16 protein-coding genes are annotated in these 16,753 nt (G+C 71.5%); 3 read left to right on the top strand and 13 right to left on the bottom strand.

The features are described 5' to 3' along the window. Positions 1-4: 4 nt before the first annotated feature. The 12 genes from secD to pgsA form a co-directional block, all read right to left on the bottom strand. A complete protein-coding gene (secD, locus tag ABZ865_RS31320) occupies positions 5-1,828 on the bottom strand; it encodes a protein translocase subunit SecD (protein WP_361238082.1) in 1,824 nt (607 codons plus the stop codon). Between the two features lie 143 nt (positions 1,829-1,971). Continuing rightward, positions 1,972-2,484 carry a preprotein translocase subunit YajC gene (gene yajC / locus ABZ865_RS31315; RefSeq protein ID WP_361237698.1) on the bottom strand — a complete coding sequence of 171 codons (513 nt, stop codon included), beginning with the start codon at positions 2,482-2,484 and terminating at the stop codon, positions 1,972-1,974. A 177-nt stretch (positions 2,485-2,661) separates the two neighbouring features. Beyond that, a complete protein-coding gene (gene ruvB / locus ABZ865_RS31310) occupies positions 2,662-3,756 on the bottom strand; it encodes a Holliday junction branch migration DNA helicase RuvB (protein WP_361237695.1) in 1,095 nt (364 codons plus the stop codon). A gap of 28 nt (positions 3,757-3,784) precedes the next feature. Then, entirely contained in the window at positions 3,785-4,390 is a 606-nt protein-coding gene (gene ruvA / locus ABZ865_RS31305) for a Holliday junction branch migration protein RuvA (RefSeq protein WP_361237692.1), read from the bottom strand. After that, positions 4,387-4,926 (bottom strand): crossover junction endodeoxyribonuclease RuvC, encoded by a 540-nt coding sequence (ruvC, locus tag ABZ865_RS31300; RefSeq protein ID WP_361237689.1) that lies wholly within the window; start codon positions 4,924-4,926, stop codon positions 4,387-4,389. The genes ruvA and ruvC overlap by 4 nt, the downstream gene beginning before the upstream one ends. Before the next feature lie 151 nt (positions 4,927-5,077). Beyond that, positions 5,078-5,830, bottom strand: coding sequence for a YebC/PmpR family DNA-binding transcriptional regulator (locus tag ABZ865_RS31295; RefSeq protein ID WP_361237686.1), 753 nt, complete (start codon positions 5,828-5,830; stop codon positions 5,078-5,080). Positions 5,831-5,879: 49 nt separating this feature from the next. Continuing rightward, positions 5,880-6,485 (bottom strand): pyridoxal 5'-phosphate synthase glutaminase subunit PdxT, encoded by a 606-nt coding sequence (pdxT, locus tag ABZ865_RS31290; RefSeq protein WP_361237683.1) that lies wholly within the window; start codon positions 6,483-6,485, stop codon positions 5,880-5,882. 13 nt (positions 6,486-6,498) lie between these two features. Then, entirely contained in the window at positions 6,499-7,404 is a 906-nt protein-coding gene (gene pdxS / locus ABZ865_RS31285) for a pyridoxal 5'-phosphate synthase lyase subunit PdxS (protein WP_023552068.1), read from the bottom strand. A 117-nt stretch (positions 7,405-7,521) separates the two neighbouring features. Then, positions 7,522-8,064 carry a hypothetical protein gene (locus tag ABZ865_RS31280; RefSeq protein ID WP_361237679.1) on the bottom strand — a complete coding sequence of 181 codons (543 nt, stop codon included), beginning with the start codon at positions 8,062-8,064 and terminating at the stop codon, positions 7,522-7,524. 216 nt (positions 8,065-8,280) lie between these two features. After that, positions 8,281-9,441: a glycosyltransferase family 4 protein gene (locus tag ABZ865_RS31275; RefSeq protein ID WP_361237676.1), complete on the bottom strand. Its 1,161-nt coding sequence runs from the start codon at positions 9,439-9,441 to the stop codon at positions 8,281-8,283. After that, entirely contained in the window at positions 9,438-10,346 is a 909-nt protein-coding gene (locus tag ABZ865_RS31270) for a phosphatidylinositol mannoside acyltransferase (protein WP_361237673.1), read from the bottom strand. The genes ABZ865_RS31275 and ABZ865_RS31270 overlap by 4 nt, the downstream gene beginning before the upstream one ends. Further along, on the bottom strand, positions 10,343-11,017 hold the full coding sequence (gene pgsA, locus ABZ865_RS31265) for a phosphatidylinositol phosphate synthase (RefSeq protein ID WP_361237671.1): 675 nt from the start codon (positions 11,015-11,017) through the stop codon (positions 10,343-10,345). The genes ABZ865_RS31270 and pgsA overlap by 4 nt, the downstream gene beginning before the upstream one ends. Positions 11,018-11,300: 283 nt before the next feature. Between pgsA and ABZ865_RS31260 the strand changes: the two genes are divergently transcribed. Together ABZ865_RS31260 and ABZ865_RS31255 are read left to right on the top strand one after the other, a co-directional pair. Continuing rightward, positions 11,301-13,499 (top strand): elongation factor G-like protein EF-G2, encoded by a 2,199-nt coding sequence (locus ABZ865_RS31260; protein ID WP_361237668.1) that lies wholly within the window; start codon positions 11,301-11,303, stop codon positions 13,497-13,499. A gap of 234 nt (positions 13,500-13,733) precedes the next feature. Beyond that, positions 13,734-15,380 (top strand): hypothetical protein, encoded by a 1,647-nt coding sequence (locus ABZ865_RS31255; protein WP_361237665.1) that lies wholly within the window; start codon positions 13,734-13,736, stop codon positions 15,378-15,380. Between the two features lie 36 nt (positions 15,381-15,416). Here ABZ865_RS31255 and ABZ865_RS31250 read toward each other — a convergent pair whose 3' ends face one another. Next, the gene (locus ABZ865_RS31250; RefSeq protein WP_361237662.1) at positions 15,417-15,974 is read right to left on the bottom strand and encodes an HIT domain-containing protein; all 558 of its coding nucleotides are present in this window, start codon (positions 15,972-15,974) and stop codon (positions 15,417-15,419) included. A gap of 67 nt (positions 15,975-16,041) precedes the next feature. Here ABZ865_RS31250 and ABZ865_RS31245 point away from each other — a divergent pair, with 67 nt between their 5' ends. Further along, on the top strand, positions 16,042-16,746 hold the full coding sequence (locus tag ABZ865_RS31245; protein ID WP_361237659.1) for a potassium channel family protein: 705 nt from the start codon (positions 16,042-16,044) through the stop codon (positions 16,744-16,746). The last annotated feature ends 7 nt before the right edge of the window (positions 16,747-16,753 follow it).

The following is a 16,753-nucleotide window of genomic DNA, read 5'->3' as shown; positions in this document are numbered from 1 at the left end:
TCGCTCACGCCTCCTTCGGGTCGACGGAGCCGGCGGCAGGACCGGCGGGACGGCGGGTACGGCGCAGCGGGGGCTTGGCGCCCAGGCTCTTGGGGTCGAGTCCGGACCACTTGTGGCCGTCCGCGAAGAACTTGCGGCGGGCGAGGAGTGTCATGAGCGGCTTCGTGAAGAAGAAGACGACGACCACGTCGAGCACGGTGGTCAGGCCGAGCGTGAACGCGAAGCCCTGGACCTTGCCGACGGTGACGATGAACAGCACGGCGGCGGCGAGGAACGACACGAAGTCGGAGACGAGGATGGTGCGCCGGGCGCGCGGCCAGGCCCGCTCGACGGCGGGGCGCAGCGAGCGGCCCTCGCGGATCTCGTCCCGGATGCGTTCGAAGTACACGATGAACGAGTCCGCGGTGATACCGATGGCGACGATGGCACCGCAGACGGCCGGCAGGTTCAGCGCGAAGCCGATGGCCGGGCCGAGCAGCGACATGATCACGTAGGTGAGGATCGCGGAGATCAGCAGGGAGGCCATGGCCACGATCGACAGACCGCGGTAGTAGGCGACCAGGTAGATCACGACCAGTACGAGGCCGATGGCGCCGGCGAGCAGACCTGCGTGCAGCTGCTCACCGCCGAGCGCGGCGGTCACCGTGGTGACGGTCTCCTCCTTGAAGGAGAGCGGCAGGGCACCGTAGGACAGCATGTTGGACAGGCTCTGGGCCTCCTGCTGCGTGAACCTGCCGGTGATCTCCGCCTGGCCGCCGCTGATGGCGCCCTGGACGAACGGGCTGGAGACGACGTTGCCGTCGAGGACGATGGCGAACTCGTTCTGCGGGGTCTGGTTCTTGGCCAGCTCGCCGGTGATGTTCGCGAACTTCTTCGACCCGCTGGAGGTGAAGTTCATCTGGACCTGCCAGCCGGAGGCGCCCTGGGTGTCGAAGACCGCCTGGGCCTTCTTCACGTCGGTGCCGTCCACGGCGGCCGGGCCGAGCAGGTACTTGTACCAGACCTTGTCGTTCTCACCGCAGGCGACCGTGGGCTCGCCGGGCTTGGCGCTGGTGCCGGCCTTCGCCCGGTCGGCGGGCTTGGAGCAGTCCAGGGCGGCGTACTGGGCCTGGAGCTTGCTGGTGTCGGCGCTGCCGGACGGCGAAGCGGACGGGCTCGCGGAGGAGCTGCCGGACGGGCTCGGCGACGCGCTGGACGAGCCGCTCGGGGAGGCCGAGGACGACGGCGTGGCGTCGGCCTTCAGCGCGTCGGTGACCGCACGGCCCTGCGAGGTGGCGGACGCGGACGGGGACGCGGTGGAGGGCGAGGTCGCCTTCTGGCCCGAGGAGGCGCTGCTCGACGGGCTCGCGGAGGAGCTGCCCGACGGGCTCGGCGAGCCGCTGGCGCCGGAGCTGGCGCTGGGCGACGGGGCCTTCGCGGCGGGGCCGCTGGGCTCGCTGGCGAGGACGGGGCGGAAGTACAGCTTGGCGGTGGTGCCGACCTGCTGCTGGGCCTGCTTGGAGTTGGTGCCCTTGGGGATGTTCACGATGATGTGATCGTTCCCCTGGGTCTGCACCTCCGCCTCGGAGACGCCAAGGCCGTTGACGCGGCGGTTCATGATGTCGACCGCGGTGTCCATGTTGGCCTTGTTGATCGCCGACCCCTGGTCGGCCTTCGCCTTGAGCGTGATGCTCGTACCACCGGCAAGGTCGATGCCGAGACGCGGAGTGGTGTTTCCGGAGAGGAACATCCCCCCGGTGAGCGCCACGATGGCGATCAGAATGAGGGCCAGCGAGCGCCCCGGCTTGCTCTGGGCGCTCGCGCTCCGGCCCCTCTTAGGTGCTGCCACCTTCTCGTACTCCCTCTCGGGCCGCCCCGCGTCCGGTCGGGCGCGGTCGGCCATGACATGGTGTCGGGATCCTCTGCGGGAAACAGAAGCGCCCGGGGCAGGCGCGGCGGCGTCGTGCGGTGCCGCGCCGGCCCGGGGCGTTACTACTTCGCTTCGGAGTCGCCGTCGGTCTTCTTCGGCTCTTCGTCGGACTTCGCGTCGGCGGCCTCGGCCGCGTCGGCCTTGTCCTCGGCCTTGTCCTCGTCGGCTTCCTTCTTACCGAGGTCGACGGCCTTGTCGTCGGAGGCGGCGGCAGCGGCGTCGGTCGCGTCGGTCTCGGTGAGGGAGGAGGCGTCGTCCGGGACGATCCCGGTGTCGGACTTCAGGTCGTGCTCGATGCCGTGGACGATCCGGTTGTACTCGTCGTCGCTGAGGACGGCGCCGATCGCGTTCTTGGCGAAGAGGAGATCGACGCCCGGGCCGGCGTCGAGGAGGACCGTGTCCTCGTTGACCTCCTTGACCGTGGCGTACATCCCCCCGATGGTGCGGACACCGGAGCCGGGCTGCATCTCGTTCCGCATATTGGCGGCCTGCTGCTGCTTCTTCTTGGCCGAACGCGTCATCAGGAACATGGCCGCGATGAGCACGATGAACGGGAGAAGGGTCAAGGTATTCACGGGACGGAATTTCCTTCGCGCGACCGCGCGGTGAGCGGCCTGTTTGGATGGGGGTGGGTCGGCGCCGCCCACAAGGGCGGCATCGGCGGAGTCTAAGCGAGTCCGCTCGCATGGAACAACGCTCAGCATGGCACCTGGGTTCCTGACCCCGCCAATGCCCTCGCCGTCACAATGCCATCACGCCCCGAACAGGTCCTGTTGTCCGTTTCCCGCAGCTGACGAGCGTGGCGGGGTCAGTCCGAGATGCGCCCACGCCGCGGGCGTGGCGATCCGGCCGCGCGGAGTGCGGGCGAGCAGCCCCTCCCGTACGAGGAAGGGCTCGGCGACCTCCTCGACGGTCTCGCGCTCCTCCCCGACCGCGACCGCGAGCGTCGACAGGCCCACCGGACCGCCACCGAAGAGCTTGAGCAGCGCCTCCAGGACGGCCCGGTCCAGACGGTCGAGGCCGCGCGCGTCGACTTCGTAGACGGCGAGGGCGGCCGCCGCGATCTCTTGGGTGATGAGGCCGTCGGCCTTGACCTGCGCGTAGTCGCGCACGCGGCGCAGCAGTCGGTTGGCGATGCGGGGCGTGCCACGGGAGCGGCCGGCGATCTCGGCGGCGCCGTCCGGGTCGATCTCGACGTCCAGCAGGCCGGCCGAGCGGTGCACCACCCGCTCCAGCTCGGTGGGCTCGTAGAACTCCATGTGCGCGGTGAAGCCGAAGCGGTCGCGCAGCGGGGGCGGGAGCAGGCCCGCCCGTGTGGTGGCGCCGACCAGGGTGAACGGGGGCAGCTCCAGGGGGATGGCGGTGGCGCCGGGTCCCTTGCCGACGATGACGTCGACGCGGAAGTCCTCCATCGCCATGTACAGCATCTCCTCGGCGGGCCGGGACATGCGGTGGATCTCGTCGAGGAAGAGGACCTCGCCCTCCTGGAGGGAGGAGAGGATCGCGGCGAGGTCGCCGGCGTGCTGGATGGCGGGGCCCGAGGTGATGCGGATGGGGGCGCCCATCTCGGCCGCGATGATCATCGAGAGGGTGGTCTTGCCCAGGCCGGGGGCGCCGGAGAGCAGCACGTGGTCGGCGGTGGCGCCACGCGCGCGTGCGGCGCGCAGGACGAGGTCGAGCTGCTCGCGGACCTTCTCCTGGCCGATGAACTCGCCGAGGTCCTTGGGGCGCAGGGCCGCCTCGACGGCCTGGTCCTCCCGGTCGGCGACCGGGCCCACCAGCCGGTCCGCGGCGGGGCCGACGGGCCGCTCCTCGGCGGAGGTGCCGGTCGTGTCGTCCCAGTTCACTGAGGTACTCCTAGCGGGGTGGCGCGGGTCAGCGGGCGCGGTTCAGGGTCTGCAGGGCGGCCTTCAGCAGCGGGCCCACCTGCGGTGGCCCGCCTGCGGCCTCGGCCTGGGGGGCGACGGCGGCCACGGCCTCCTCGGCCTCCCGGGTGGCGTAGCCGAGGCCGATGAGGGCCGCGTGCAGCTGGTCGCGCCAGCCCTGGGTGACCGGGGCACCGATCGCGGGGGCGCCGGTGGGCGCGCCGAGCCGGTCCTTCAGCTCCAGCAGCAGCTTCTGGGCGCCCTTCTTGCCGATGCCGGGGACGGCGGTGAGGGCCTTCTCGTCACCGGTGGCCACGGCGCGGCGCAGCGCGTCCGGGCTGTGCACGGCGAGCATCGCCTGGGCGAGCCGCGGGCCGACTCCGCTCGCGGTCTGCAGCAGTTCGAAGACCTGGCGCTCGTCGTCGTCGGCGAAGCCGTACAGGGTCAGTGAGTCCTCGCGCACGACCAGGGAGGTGGCGAGTTTCGTCTGCTGCCCCATGCGCAGGCCGGAGAGCGTGTTGGGGGTGCACTGGACGGCGATGCCGATGCCGCCCACCTCGACCACCGCGGAGTCGGGGGCGAGGGCGGCGACGGGGCCGCTGACGAACGCGATCATGCCGTACGGCCTTTCGTTGCGTGGAGGGTCTGCCGGGCGACGGCCTGCTGGAGCCGGTTCTGGGCGGGGGCGCGCCAGATGTGGCAGATGGCGAGGGCGAGGGCGTCGGCGGCGTCGGCCGGCTTCGGCGGGGCGCTGAGCCGCAGCAGGCGGGTCACCATGGCCCCGACCTGCGCCTTGTCGGCGCGGCCGCTGCCGGTGACGGCGGCCTTGACCTCGCTCGGGGTGTGCAGGGCGACCGGGATGCCGCGCCGGGCGGCGCAGAGCATGGCGACGGCGCTGGCCTGGGCGGTGCCCATGACCGTGCGCACGTTGTGCTGGCTGAAGACGCGCTCGACGGCGACGAACTCGGGCCGGTGTTCGTCCAGCCACTGCTCGATGCCCTGTTCGACGGCAAGCAGCCGGTGGCTCAGCTCGGCGTCCGCGGGCGTCCGTACGACCCCGACGCCGAGCATGGTCAGCGGCCGGCCCGCGACCCCCTCGACGACGCCGACACCGCACCGCGTCAGCCCGGGGTCCACCCCCAGTACGCGCACGCGCGCCCCCTCCCTCGGATCACCTGCCGTTCGCCTGTTCGTGCAGGCTATCGGGTGCCACTGACAACGCTCCGCACCAACGCCCGGCAAAGCGACGGGCCGACGGGGGATGTCCCGTCGGCCCGGTCAGCCGTGCAGAGCGCGTCGGCGCTTACGCCTCGACCTTCTCCATGATCTCGTCGCTGACGTCGAAGTTGGCGAAGACGTTCTGCACGTCGTCGCTGTCCTCGAGCGCGTCGATCAGCTTGAAGATCTTCTTGGCGCCCTCCTCGTCCAGCTCGACCTGGACGGACGGGACGAAGCTGGACTCGGCGGAGTCGTAGTCGATGCCGGCCTCCTGGAGGGCGGTGCGGACCGCGACCAGGTCGGTGGCCTCGCTGATCACCTCGAAGTTCTCACCGAGGTCGTTGACCTCCTCGGCGCCCGCGTCCAGAACGGCCATGAGGACCTCGTCCTCGGTCAGCTCGCCCTTGGGGACGATGACGACACCCTTGCGGCTGAACATGTACGACACGGAGCCCGGGTCGGCCATGGAGCCGCCGTTGCGCGTCATGGCGACGCGGACGTCGGAGGCGGCGCGGTTGCGGTTGTCGGTCAGGCACTCGATGAGCACCGCGACACCGTTGGGGCCGTAGCCCTCGTACATGATCGTCTCGTAGTCGGCGCCGCCGGCCTCAAGACCACCACCGCGCTTGATCGCGGAGTCGATGTTCTTGTTGGGGACCGACTGCTTCTTGGCCTTCTGGACGGCGTCGTAGAGCGTCGGGTTGCCGTCGAGGTCGACGCCGCCCATGCGCGCCGCGACCTCGATGTTCTTGATCAGCTTCGCGAAGAGCTTGCCGCGCTTGGCGTCGATCACGGCCTTCTTGTGCTTCGTCGTGGCCCATTTAGAGTGGCCGGACATCTGCCTGTCTCCTTCGCGTAACCCATCTCTGTAACGAACGCCAGAGATCCTACAAGGACTCCGCCGCCGTACTTGCGCGCACCATGTCCACGAACAGCGAGTGCACGCGGTGGTCGCCGGTCAGTTCCGGGTGGAACGACGTGGCGAGCGCGTTGCCCTGACGGACCGCGACGATGTGGCCGTCGTGCTCGGCGAGCACCTCGGTCTCGGCGCCCACGGACTCGACCCAGGGGGCGCGGATGAAGACGCCCTCCACAGGATCGCCCGTCACGCCCGTCACGTCGACCGACGCCTCGAAGGACTCGTTCTGCCGTCCGAAGGCGTTGCGGCGCACGATCATGTCGATGCCGCCGATGGTCTCCTGGCCCGAGCGCGGGTCGAGGATCTTGTCGGCGAGCATGATCATGCCGGCGCAGGTGCCGTAGACGGGCATGCCCGCCTGCACGCGCGCGCGGAGGGGCTCCATCACTCCGAAGAGGATGGCGAGCTTGGAGATGGTGGTGGACTCGCCGCCGGGTATGACGAGGCCGTCGACCTCGGCGAGTTCCTCGGGGCGCCGCACCGGCCTGGCCACGGCGTCGGCCGCGGCCAGGGCGATGAGGTGCTCCCGTACGTCGCCCTGGAGGGCCAGGACGCCAATGACGGGGGTGTTCATGGGTTCCGGTGCCTTACCAGCCGCGGTTGGCGTAGCGCTCGGTCTCGGGGAGGGTGTCGCAGTTGATGCCGACCATGGCCTCGCCGAGGTTGCGGGACGCGTCCGCGATGATCTTCGGGTCGTCGTAGAACGTGGTGGCCTTCACGATGGCGGCGGCGCGCTTGGCCGGGTCGCCGGACTTGAAGATGCCGGAGCCGACGAAGACGCCCTCGGCGCCGAGCTGGCGCATCAGGGCGGCGTCGGCCGGGGTGGCCACGCCACCGGCGGAGAAGAGGACCACCGGGAGCTTGCCCAGCTCGGCGACCTCCTTCACCAGCTCGTACGGGGCGCGCAGCTCCTTGGCGGCGGCGTAGAGCTCGTGGTTGTCGAAGCCGCGCAGCTTGGCGATCTCGTTCTTGATCTGGCGCAGGTGGCGGACGGCCTCGACGACGTTGCCGGTGCCGGCCTCGCCCTTGGAGCGGATCATCGCGGCGCCCTCGGCGATGCGGCGCAGGGCCTCGCCCAGGTTGGTGGCGCCACACACGAAGGGGGTGGTGAAGGCCCACTTGTCGGAGTGGTTGACCTCGTCGGCCGGGGTGAGGACCTCGGACTCGTCGATGTAGTCCACACCGAGGGACTGCAGCACCTGGGCCTCGACGAAGTGGCCGATGCGGGACTTGGCCATGACCGGGATCGAGACGGCGTCGATGATGCCCTCGATCATGTCCGGGTCGGACATCCGGGCCACGCCGCCGTCCTTGCGGATGTCGGCCGGGACCCGCTCCAGGGCCATGACGGCCACGGCACCCGCGTCCTCGGCGATCTTCGCCTGCTCCGGCGTGACAACGTCCATGATCACGCCGCCCTTGAGCTGCTCGGCCATGCCGCGCTTCACGCGCGCGGTGCCGGTCTCGGGAGCCTGGTTCTCGGTGGTGGACACGGGTGACCTCACTGAAGGGGAGAAAGCCGGTTACTGCTCCAGAGAGGAAACGTGAGCGGACCAGGCCACAGCAAGGGCCAATGGCAACCCGGTGGATCGTTTTGGTCCACCGGGCGTTCAGGCGGCCCGCTCCACCAGGGCCGCGGGCGGCTCGTCGTCCATCTCGAAGGCCAGTGGGAACGGGGCGTGGCCGGCCAGCCGGAACCAGCGCACCTTCCGGTGCTCGCGGAGCCTGCGAGCGGCCCCTACGGCGTCGTTGTGGAAGCGGCGGGCCATCGGGACCCGGCGCACGGCCTCGGCCAGCTCACGGGCCGCCTCCTCGCCTCCTGGGGCGGCCCGGACGGCCTCCACCTGCTGCGGTTCCGCGAAGACGGCGCGCAGGGCCTGGCTCAGCTCGCTCTCGGCGACCTCCCGCTGCTCCTCCTCGGCCTGCCGGGCGGCGTGCGCGGCCTCGTAGAGCACGATCGACGCGGCCGGGTCCAGCACGCCCGAGGTGGCCAGTTCCTGGGCCACGGACGCCCGGCGCAGCAGCTGTGCGTCGAGTGCGGCGCGGGCGGCGTCCATCCGCACGTGCAGCCGGTCCAGCCGCCCGGCCGTCCAGCTCAGGTACAGGCCGACCGCGACGAGGGCGACGATGATCCAGATGAGAGTCGGAGTCACGGGCGAAGGCTATCGGGGCACCGCGCCCGCACTCGAAGCCGTCGCATCCCGCCCCCGGCCGTCAGCGACCCGCTCCCGCCCGCCGACATCCCACCCCCGGCCGTCAGCGACCCGCTCCCGACCGCCGACATCCCACCCCCGGCCGTCAGCGACCCGCTCCCGACCGCCGACATCCCACTCCCGGCCGTCGGCGTTCCCGCTCCCGCCGGTCCCGGGTCAGTCCCGGGCCAGCCCGAACCGGGCCCGCAGCCCGGACCGCTCGTCGGCAGCCACCGCCGCCGTGCCCGTCGTCACGGTCTCGTACACCGACAGGATGTCCGCGCCGACCGTGGACCAGTCGAACCGCCGCACATGGGCGCTCCCCCGCTCCCGCAGTTCGGCCCGCCGCGCCGGGTCCGCGAGCAGACGCACGGCGGCCTCGGCGAGCGCGTCCGCGTCCTCGTTGGCGAAGACCTCGCCGGCCGCGCCCTGGTCGAGGACCTGGACGAAGGCATCCAGGTCGGAGGCGAGGACCGGGGCGCCCGCCGACATGGCCTCCACCAGGATGATGCCGAAGCTCTCGCCGCCGGTGTTGGGCGCGACGTACAGGTCGACGCTGCGCAGGAAGCGCGCCTTGTCGTCGTCGCTGACCATGCCGAGGAACTCCACGCGCGAGCGCAGCTCCTCCGGCAGGTCCTCGACGGCCGCCTCCGCGTCGCCCCGGCCCGCGACCAGAAGGCGTGTCTGCGGCCGGGCGGCGAGGATCTTCGGCAGCGCCTTCATGAGCACCGGCAGGCCCTTGCGGGGCTCGTCGATCCGGCCGATGAAGCCGATCGTGTCCCCCTGCCACTCCGGCTTGGGCTCGGCCTTGGCGAAGAAGTCGACGTCGACACCGTTCGGGATGACCACCGCGTCCCCGCCCAGGTGCTCGACCAGGGTGCGGCGGGCGTACTCGCTGACCGCGATCCGGGCGCTGATCTTCTCCAGCGCGGCCTGCAGGATCGCGTACGCGGCGATCATCGCGCGCGAACGCGGGTTGGAGGTGTGGAACGTGGCCACGATGGGGCCCTGTGCCGCCCAGCAGGTCAGCAGGCCGAGCGAGGGGGACGTCGGCTCGTGGATGTGGACGACGTCGAAGGCGCCCTCGTGCAGCCAGCGCCGGACCCGCGCGGCCGACAGGAAGCCGAAGTTCAGGCGGGCCACCGAGCCGTTGTAGGGCACCGGGACGGCGCGGCCGGCCGAGACGACGTACGGCGGCAGCGGGGTGTCGTCGTCCGCGGGGGCGAGGACGGAGACGTCGTGGCCGAGCCGGATGAAGTACTCGGCGAGGTCCCGGATGTGGAACTGGACGCCACCGGGCACGTCCCAGGAGTACGGGCAGACGATCCCGATTCTCACGAGGGTCCCTTCGCGGGGTCGAGGTCGGCGAGCCACAGCCGCTGGAGCATGTGCCAGTCCTCCGGATGATCGGCGATCCCGGTGGCGAAGGCGTCGGCCAGCGCCTGTGTCATCACAGACGCTTTCTCGGCCCGCGTGCCTGACTCAGGTACCTCGATCGGGGGATGCACCCGCCCCCGCATGACGGGCGAGTCGTCGTACCAGAGCGTGACGGGCAGCAGCAGGGCGCCGGTCTGCTGGGCGAGCAGGGCCGGGCCGGCGGGCATCCGGGCCCGCTCGCCGAAGAAGTCGACCTCGACGCCGGAGGCCGACAGGTCACGGTCGGCGACCAGGCAGACCAGGCCGCCGTCGCGCAGCCGCCGGGCCAGGGTGCCGAAGGCGGCGGCCCCGCTGTGCGGCAGCACCTCCATGCCGAGGCCCTCGCGGTAGGCGACGAAGCGGTCGTACAGCGTCTCGGGCTTGAGCCGCTCGGCGACCGTCGTGAACGGCGTCTCCAGCTTGGTGGTGACCCAGGCGCCGGCCAGGTCCCAGTTGGCCAGGTGCGGCAGGGCGAGGATCACGCCCTGGTCGGAGGCGAGGCCGTCGGTCAGGTGGTGGACGTCCTTGGGGTCGAAGCCCGTCTTCACGCGCTCGGCGCTCCAGGCCGGCAGCCGGAAGGACTCCATCCAGTAGCGCAGGTAGGAGCGCATGCCCGCGCGGGAGAGTTCGGCGAGACGCTCGGGGGTGGCGTCCGGCACCACGCGCGCGTAGTTGGCCTCGAGCCGCTGGACGCCCTTGCCGCGCCGCTTCCAGGCGAGGTCGGCGATGCTCTGCCCGAGCCGGACCGCGACGGGCTCGGGGAGCTTCTTGACGGTGCTCCAGCCGAGGCCGTAGAGCGCGTCGGTGAGCCGGTCGGCGGTGCTCACGTGGCCGCCTCACTCCCCCGGGCCGCCTCCTGCCGCGCCGCCTCGTCCGCCTCGGCGGACTCGCGGCGGACGGTGACGACGCGCTGGATCAGCGTGACGAGGCTGCCGACGGCGACGATCCACAGGGCGATCGGCAGCAGCCACTGGATGCCCGGCACGCCGAACTTGTGCAGGCCCGCGAAACCGGCCGCGACCAGCGAGATCACCAGTCGCTCGGCGCGTTCGACGAGCCCGTTGACGGCGACGGGCAGCCCGATCGACTCGCCGCGCGCCTTGGTGTACGACACCACCTGGCCGCTGGCGAGGCAGAAGATCGAGACGGCGCACAGGACGTTGTTGTCCCCATTGCCCGCGTACCAGAGGGCGAAGCCGCCGAAGATGGCGCCGTCGGCGACCCGGTCCAGGGTGGAGTCCAGGAAGGCGCCCCAGCGGCTGGAGCGGCCCAGCTGGCGGGCCATGTTGCCGTCGACCAGGTCGGAGAAGACGAAGAGCGTGATCACGACCGTGCCCCAGAAGAACTCGCCCCGGGGGTAGAAGACCAGCGCGCCCGCCACGACACCGGCCGTGCCGATGAGCGTCACCGTGTCGGGGCTCACACCCCGGCGGATGAGAAACGCGGCGAACGGTGTGAGGACACGCGTGAAGAATGCACGCGCGTACTTGTTCAGCATGGCCTTCCCGACGGTCGGTGTCGCGGCGGCGCCTGGTGGCCGCCGGCTGGCCCATCGTAGCCACGCGCGCGCGTGCGTGACGGGCGGGCACCCGCAGCGGGTGCGGCGATCCGGTGTCCGCGCCTCCGGGCAGCCCTTCGTGGTGCTTCGTCGTCCTTCGTATGGACGCCACGTGACGGGAGTGGAAAGCTCGAAGGACCGCGGGCGTCGCCGGAGCCGCCACCGCCGCGGTTCCGCGTGTCCCGCGCCCACAGTGACCTCACCGTGCACGGGAGGCAGGATCATGGGCGACAAGGCGCAAACACACCCCGGGGCCGCCGGCAGGGCAGTGGCGGCCGACCACCCCGCGTCCGTACGGAATGTGGTGCTGGTCGGCCACTCCGGTTCGGGCAAGACGACTCTGGTGGAGGCCCTCGCGCTGACCGCGGGGGCGGTGAACCGGGCGGGCCGCGTGGAGGACGGCGGCACCGTCTCCGACTACGACGACATCGAGCACCGGCAGCAGCGGTCGGTACAGCTCTCGCTGGTCCCGGTCGAATGGGACGGCATCAAGATCAACCTCCTCGACACCCCCGGCTACGCCGACTTCGTCGGGGAGCTGAGGGCCGGTCTGCGCGCGGCGGACGCGGCCCTTTTCGTCGTCTCGGCCTCGGACGGGGTGGACGGCTCGACCCGGATGGTCTGGGAGGAGTGCGCGGCCGTCGGCATGCCCCGCGCGATCGTGATCACGCACCTGGAGGCCGCGCGCGCGGACTTCGAGGAGATGACGCGGGTGTGCGCGGAGGCCTTCGGGGGCGACGACCCCGACGCCGTGCTGCCGCTGTACCTGCCGCTGCGCGGGCCGGAGGGTCCCGACGGGCACGCGCCCGTGACCGGGCTGATCGGGCTGCTGTCGCAGAAGCTCTTCGACTACTCGACCGGGGAGCGCAAGGAGTCCGAGCCCGGCGAGGACCAGCTGCCCGACATGGACGAGGCCCGCAACCGGCTCATCGAGGGGATCATCGCCGAGAGCGAGGACGAGACCCTCATGGACCGCTACCTGGGCGGCGAGCAGGTCGACGTCAAGACGCTGATCGAGGACCTGGAGCGGGCCGTCGCGCGCGGCACGTTCTACCCCGTCCTGGCCGCCGCCCCCGCCGCGGACGGCGCGCGGCAGGGCCTCGGCACGGTGGAGCTGCTGGAGCTGATCACCGGCGGGTTCCCGACCCCGTTCGAACACCCGCTGCCGGGGGTCACCACGATCGACGGCAAGCCCCGGGAGCTGAAGGCCTGCGACACGAGCGGTCCGCTGGTCGCCGAGGTCGTGAAGACCGCCTCCGACCCGTACGTCGGCCGGGTCTCCCTGGTGCGCGTCTTCTCCGGCACCCTGCGTCCCGAGACGACGGTGCACGTCTCCGGGCACGGCCTCGCCGACCGCGGGCACGAGGACCACGACGTCGACGAGAAGATCGGCGCCCTGTCCATGCCCTTCGGCAAACAGCAGCGCCCGGTGCCGCAGGCCGTCGCGGGCGACCTGGTGTGCGTGGCCAAGCTGGGCCGCGCCGAGACCGGGGACACGCTCTCGGCCAAGGACGACCCGCTGCTGATGGAGCCCTGGCAGATGCCGGACCCGCTGCTGCCGCTCGCCATCCAGGCGCACAGCAAGGCGGACGAGGACAAGCTCTCCCAGGGGCTCGCCCGGCTGGTCGCCGAGGACCCGACGATGCGGCTCGAACAGAACCAGGACACCCACCAGGTGGTGCTGTGGTGCCTGGGCGAGGCCCACGCGGACGTCGCCCTGGAGCGGCTGCGCAACCGGTACGGCGTCCAGGTCGACGTCGTCCCGCACAAGGTCTCCCTGCGGGAGACGTTCGCCGCGAAGGCGGCCGGGCGAGGCCGGCACGTGAAGCAGTCCGGCGGGCACGGGCAGTACGCGATCTGCGAGATCGAGGTGGAGCCGCTGCCGGGCGGCTCGGGCATCGAGTTCGTGGACAAGGTGGTCGGCGGCGCCGTGCCCCGGCAGTTCATCCCGTCCGTGGAGAAGGGCGTACGGGCGCAGGCCGCCAAGGGCGTCGCCGCCGGGTATCCGCTGGTCGACGTGCGCATCACGCTGCTGGACGGCAAGGCGCACTCGGTGGACTCCTCCGACGCGGCCTTCCAGACGGCCGGCGCGCTCGCCCTGCGCGAGGCGGCGGCCGAGGCGCGGATCCATCTGCTGGAGCCGGTGGCCGAGGTGACCGTGCTGGTCGCCGACGACTACGTGGGCGCGGTGATGAGCGACCTGTCGAGCCGGCGCGGCCGGCTGCTCGGCACCGAACAGGTGGGCTCCGGACGGACCTTGATCCGGGCGGAGGTCCCCGAGTTCGAGATCGGCCGGTACGCGATCGACCTGCGTTCCCTGTCGCACGGCACGGCCCGCTTCGACCGCGCGTACGCCCGGCACGAGCCGATGCCGCCACAGGTCGCCGACCGGATCCGCGAACAGGCGGGCGACGCGCCGTAGTTCACTCCTCGTCCGCTCCTCGTCCGCTCCGTGTCCGCTCCGCGCGCCGGTGGGCGGCTTCGGCCGTCCGCCGACGCGCTGTCAGTGGCTGCGGATACGCTGATCACCTGATCACGTCGTGCCGAAGTCGCGTGGTCGCCGGGCGATGTCGGCACGATGGCCTGTTCAACAGGTGTGCGGGGCAGGGAAGTCGGGAAGGCCGCAGGTGCGACACGGGCGGCGATGGGGGCGGGAATGTCGGTGGGAACGGAGTGGGACGGGCCGCAGGTGCCCGTCTCCGGTGACGAGGGGCAGGCGGCGACCTTCGCGCTGGCCTCGGCCGCCTACCGGGACAACGTGGTCGAGGACGTCAAGAAGACCGACAACGAATGGCACCAGTCCACCGTCAAGGCGGGCCGGATAGGCCTGTTCCGGCCGAATCTCGGCGAGGCCTTCTCCCGGGCGGTCGTCGACCGCATGCTGGCGCCCGACCGCAAGCCGCTGATCCAGTCCTTCGGCGCCGAGCCGCAGGTCGTCGTGGAGCACTGCCTGGCGGCGAACAACATCCGCCGGGAGCGCGACAACCGGCTGTCCGCCGTCATGGTGCTGTGCGGCCTGATCTTCCTGCCCGGCCTGGTCGGCTGGCTGCTCGTCTTCCAGCTGCGCACGTACGTCGCCAAGCGCGACGACAAGCGGGCCGGTGCGCTGGCCACCGCGCTGCTCACCGCGGTCGGTGTGGTCGCCGCCCTGTTCCTGCTGAAGATGCCGTTGAACGGGTTCTGGGGGTGGTACGCGCGTGCGTGCGTGGTCGCCCCGGTGCTCGGTTGGTTCTGGGCCAAGCGGATCTGCGAGCGCACGGCGAAGGATCTGCGGGCGCGCTGGGGCGGCCTGCTGTCGGGCAGCAGCGTCGGCGCGAAGGTCCCCGAGGCGGTGCCGCGCGCCCCGGGCGAGACCGCGGCCGAGCAACTGCGCCAGTCGCTGGCCCGGCTCAGCGCCGAACAGCAGTCCAACGCGGTCTTCTACGCCGGCCCCAAGGGCATACTCGGCCTGGGCACCCGCTGGGGCTCCTGGCAGCTCGCCGAGGATCTGGCGCCCGCCGATCCCACCCGGGAGATCCACCCCTTCCGCAGCTGGGACGTCATACGCGCGATCCACGACCAGCTGCGCATGCTGGAGCGCGGCCCGCTGAACACCGGCGGCTTCCCCAAGCCGTCGATACGGCACTGGATCGTCACCCCGATCGGGGAGAACGCCAAGGAGGTGTCCCGGCCTGAGAGCACGGACGTCGAGGCGTTCCAGGTCAAGCCGCACGCCATACAGGACATCTGCAACAAGCAGCAGTTCGGCAGCGGCGACCGGCACTATCTGGGTGTGCAGTGGACGCTGTGGGACGGGCAGCTGGTCATCACCATGATGATCACGGTGACCGTGCTGCACGAGACGCTGCGCATCGAGGTGACCGGTCACGCGCTGGGACCGGTGAACCCGCTGTTCACCTCCAAGCCGGAGCCGCCGAGCAAGGAGGTCGCCAAGTCCCTCAAGCCCTGGGAGACCCGCAAGGTCATGCTGCCGCTGGTCCCCACCGACGAGGTGGTGCGGCTCACCGCGCGCGCCCCGCTGACCTGGTACCCGCCGCTGCTCAACTGGCTCGGCGGCTCGATCGCCCTGCCCGAGCCGTTCGGCCTGCGGCACGCCTGGGCCGACCAGCCGTGGCGGCACCGTTTCATGGCCGACGACGCGCTGCGCGCGGCCACGCCGGTCCTGCGGGTGGTGCACGCGGCCGCGATCAGGGTCCTCGAGGAGAACGGCGTGGACACGGAGAAGTTCGGCACGCGCTCGGCGTTCCTCAGCACGCAGGTCCAGGACCCGACTCCCAGGAAGGCGGACCTGTACGACGCGTAGGCGCCAAGGCGCCCCGGGCGGGGTGCACCCGGGTGCCTACGCCGGCCACGCCTCCGCCAGCATCTTCCGGGTGTCCGCCAGCAGCTGCGGCAGCACCTTCGTGTGGCCGACCACCGGCATGAAGTTCGTGTCGCCGCCCCAGCGGGGAACGATGTGCTGGTGCAGGTGGGCGGCGATGCCGGCGCCGGCGACCGTGCCCTGGTTCATGCCGATGTTGAAGCCGTGGGCGCCGGAGGCGGCGCGCAGGGCGGTCATCGCCTGCTTGGTCAGCTCGGCCAGCTCGGCGGTCTCGGGACCGGTCAGGTCGGTGTAGTCGGCCACGTGCCGGTAGGGCACGGTCATCAGGTGGCCACCGTTGTACGGGTAGAGGTTGAGCACCGCGTACACGTGCTCGCCGCGGCGGACGATCAGGCCGTCCTCGTCGGACTTGGCCGGGATCGAGCAGAACGGGCAGCCGTCGCCGGCCCCGGGACCGGTCGGCTTGTTCTCGCCCTGGATGTAGGCCATCCGGTGGGGGGTCCACAGGCGCTGGAACGCGTCCTGCGTCCCCACTCCGATCTGCTGCTCCGGCTCACTCGTCATGCAAGGCAGCATATGGCTTCGCCCGTTCGCGGCGTGTCGCCGGGGCGGCGGGAGGGCGGTCACCGGCCAAGCTTGGCCGGTGGACGACGACAGCCGGACGGGACGCTGGGAGAACGACAGCCGGACGCAACACTGGGAGCAAAGGACGGATCTCCCGCTCGCCCTCGGCTCTCTGGTCTATCTCGGCGCCTACGCGGTCCATGTCCTCGCGCCCGGCCTGCCCGAGCCCGTGCACAACCTGCTGCTGTCGCTGTCGAGCGCGGCCTGGGCGTTCTTCGCCGTCGACTACGTGGTGCGCTGGCGGCTCAGCGGCGAGGGGCACCGGTTCGTTCGCCGGCACTGGCTGGACACGGTCGTCGTGGTGCTGCCCCTGCTACGGCCGCTGCGGATCGTACGGACGTACGAGGTGGTGGAGCGTCGGCGCGGGCAGACCCAGCTGCCCCTGCAGGCGCGCGTCATGCTGTACGCCGGTCTGTCCTCGGCGCTGCTGGGCTTCGCCGGGGCGCTGCTGGTGTACCAGTTCGAGCACACGGCCCCGGACGCCACGATCCGTACCTTCGGCGACTCGGTGTGGTGGGTCTGCTCGACCCTGTCGACGGTCGGGTACGGCGATGTGGTCCCGGTGACGACGCGGGGGCGGCTCGTCGCCGTGGGGCTGATGATCTGCGGTCTGGCGCTGCTGGGCGCCGTGACCGGTTCGTTCACGTCGTGGCTGATGCAGCGGTTCGCGCACGGCGACGAGAAGGACAGGGGCGAGAACGGGGAAGGGCCCCCGGGATGGTGATCCCGGG

It is taken from the genome of Streptomyces sp. NPDC047085 (assembly GCF_040643735.1).
Classification (GTDB): Bacteria; Actinomycetota; Actinomycetes; order Streptomycetales; family Streptomycetaceae; genus Streptomyces.
Note: the sequence above shows the minus strand (reverse complement) of the source record. Positions and strands in the feature narration are given on the sequence as shown.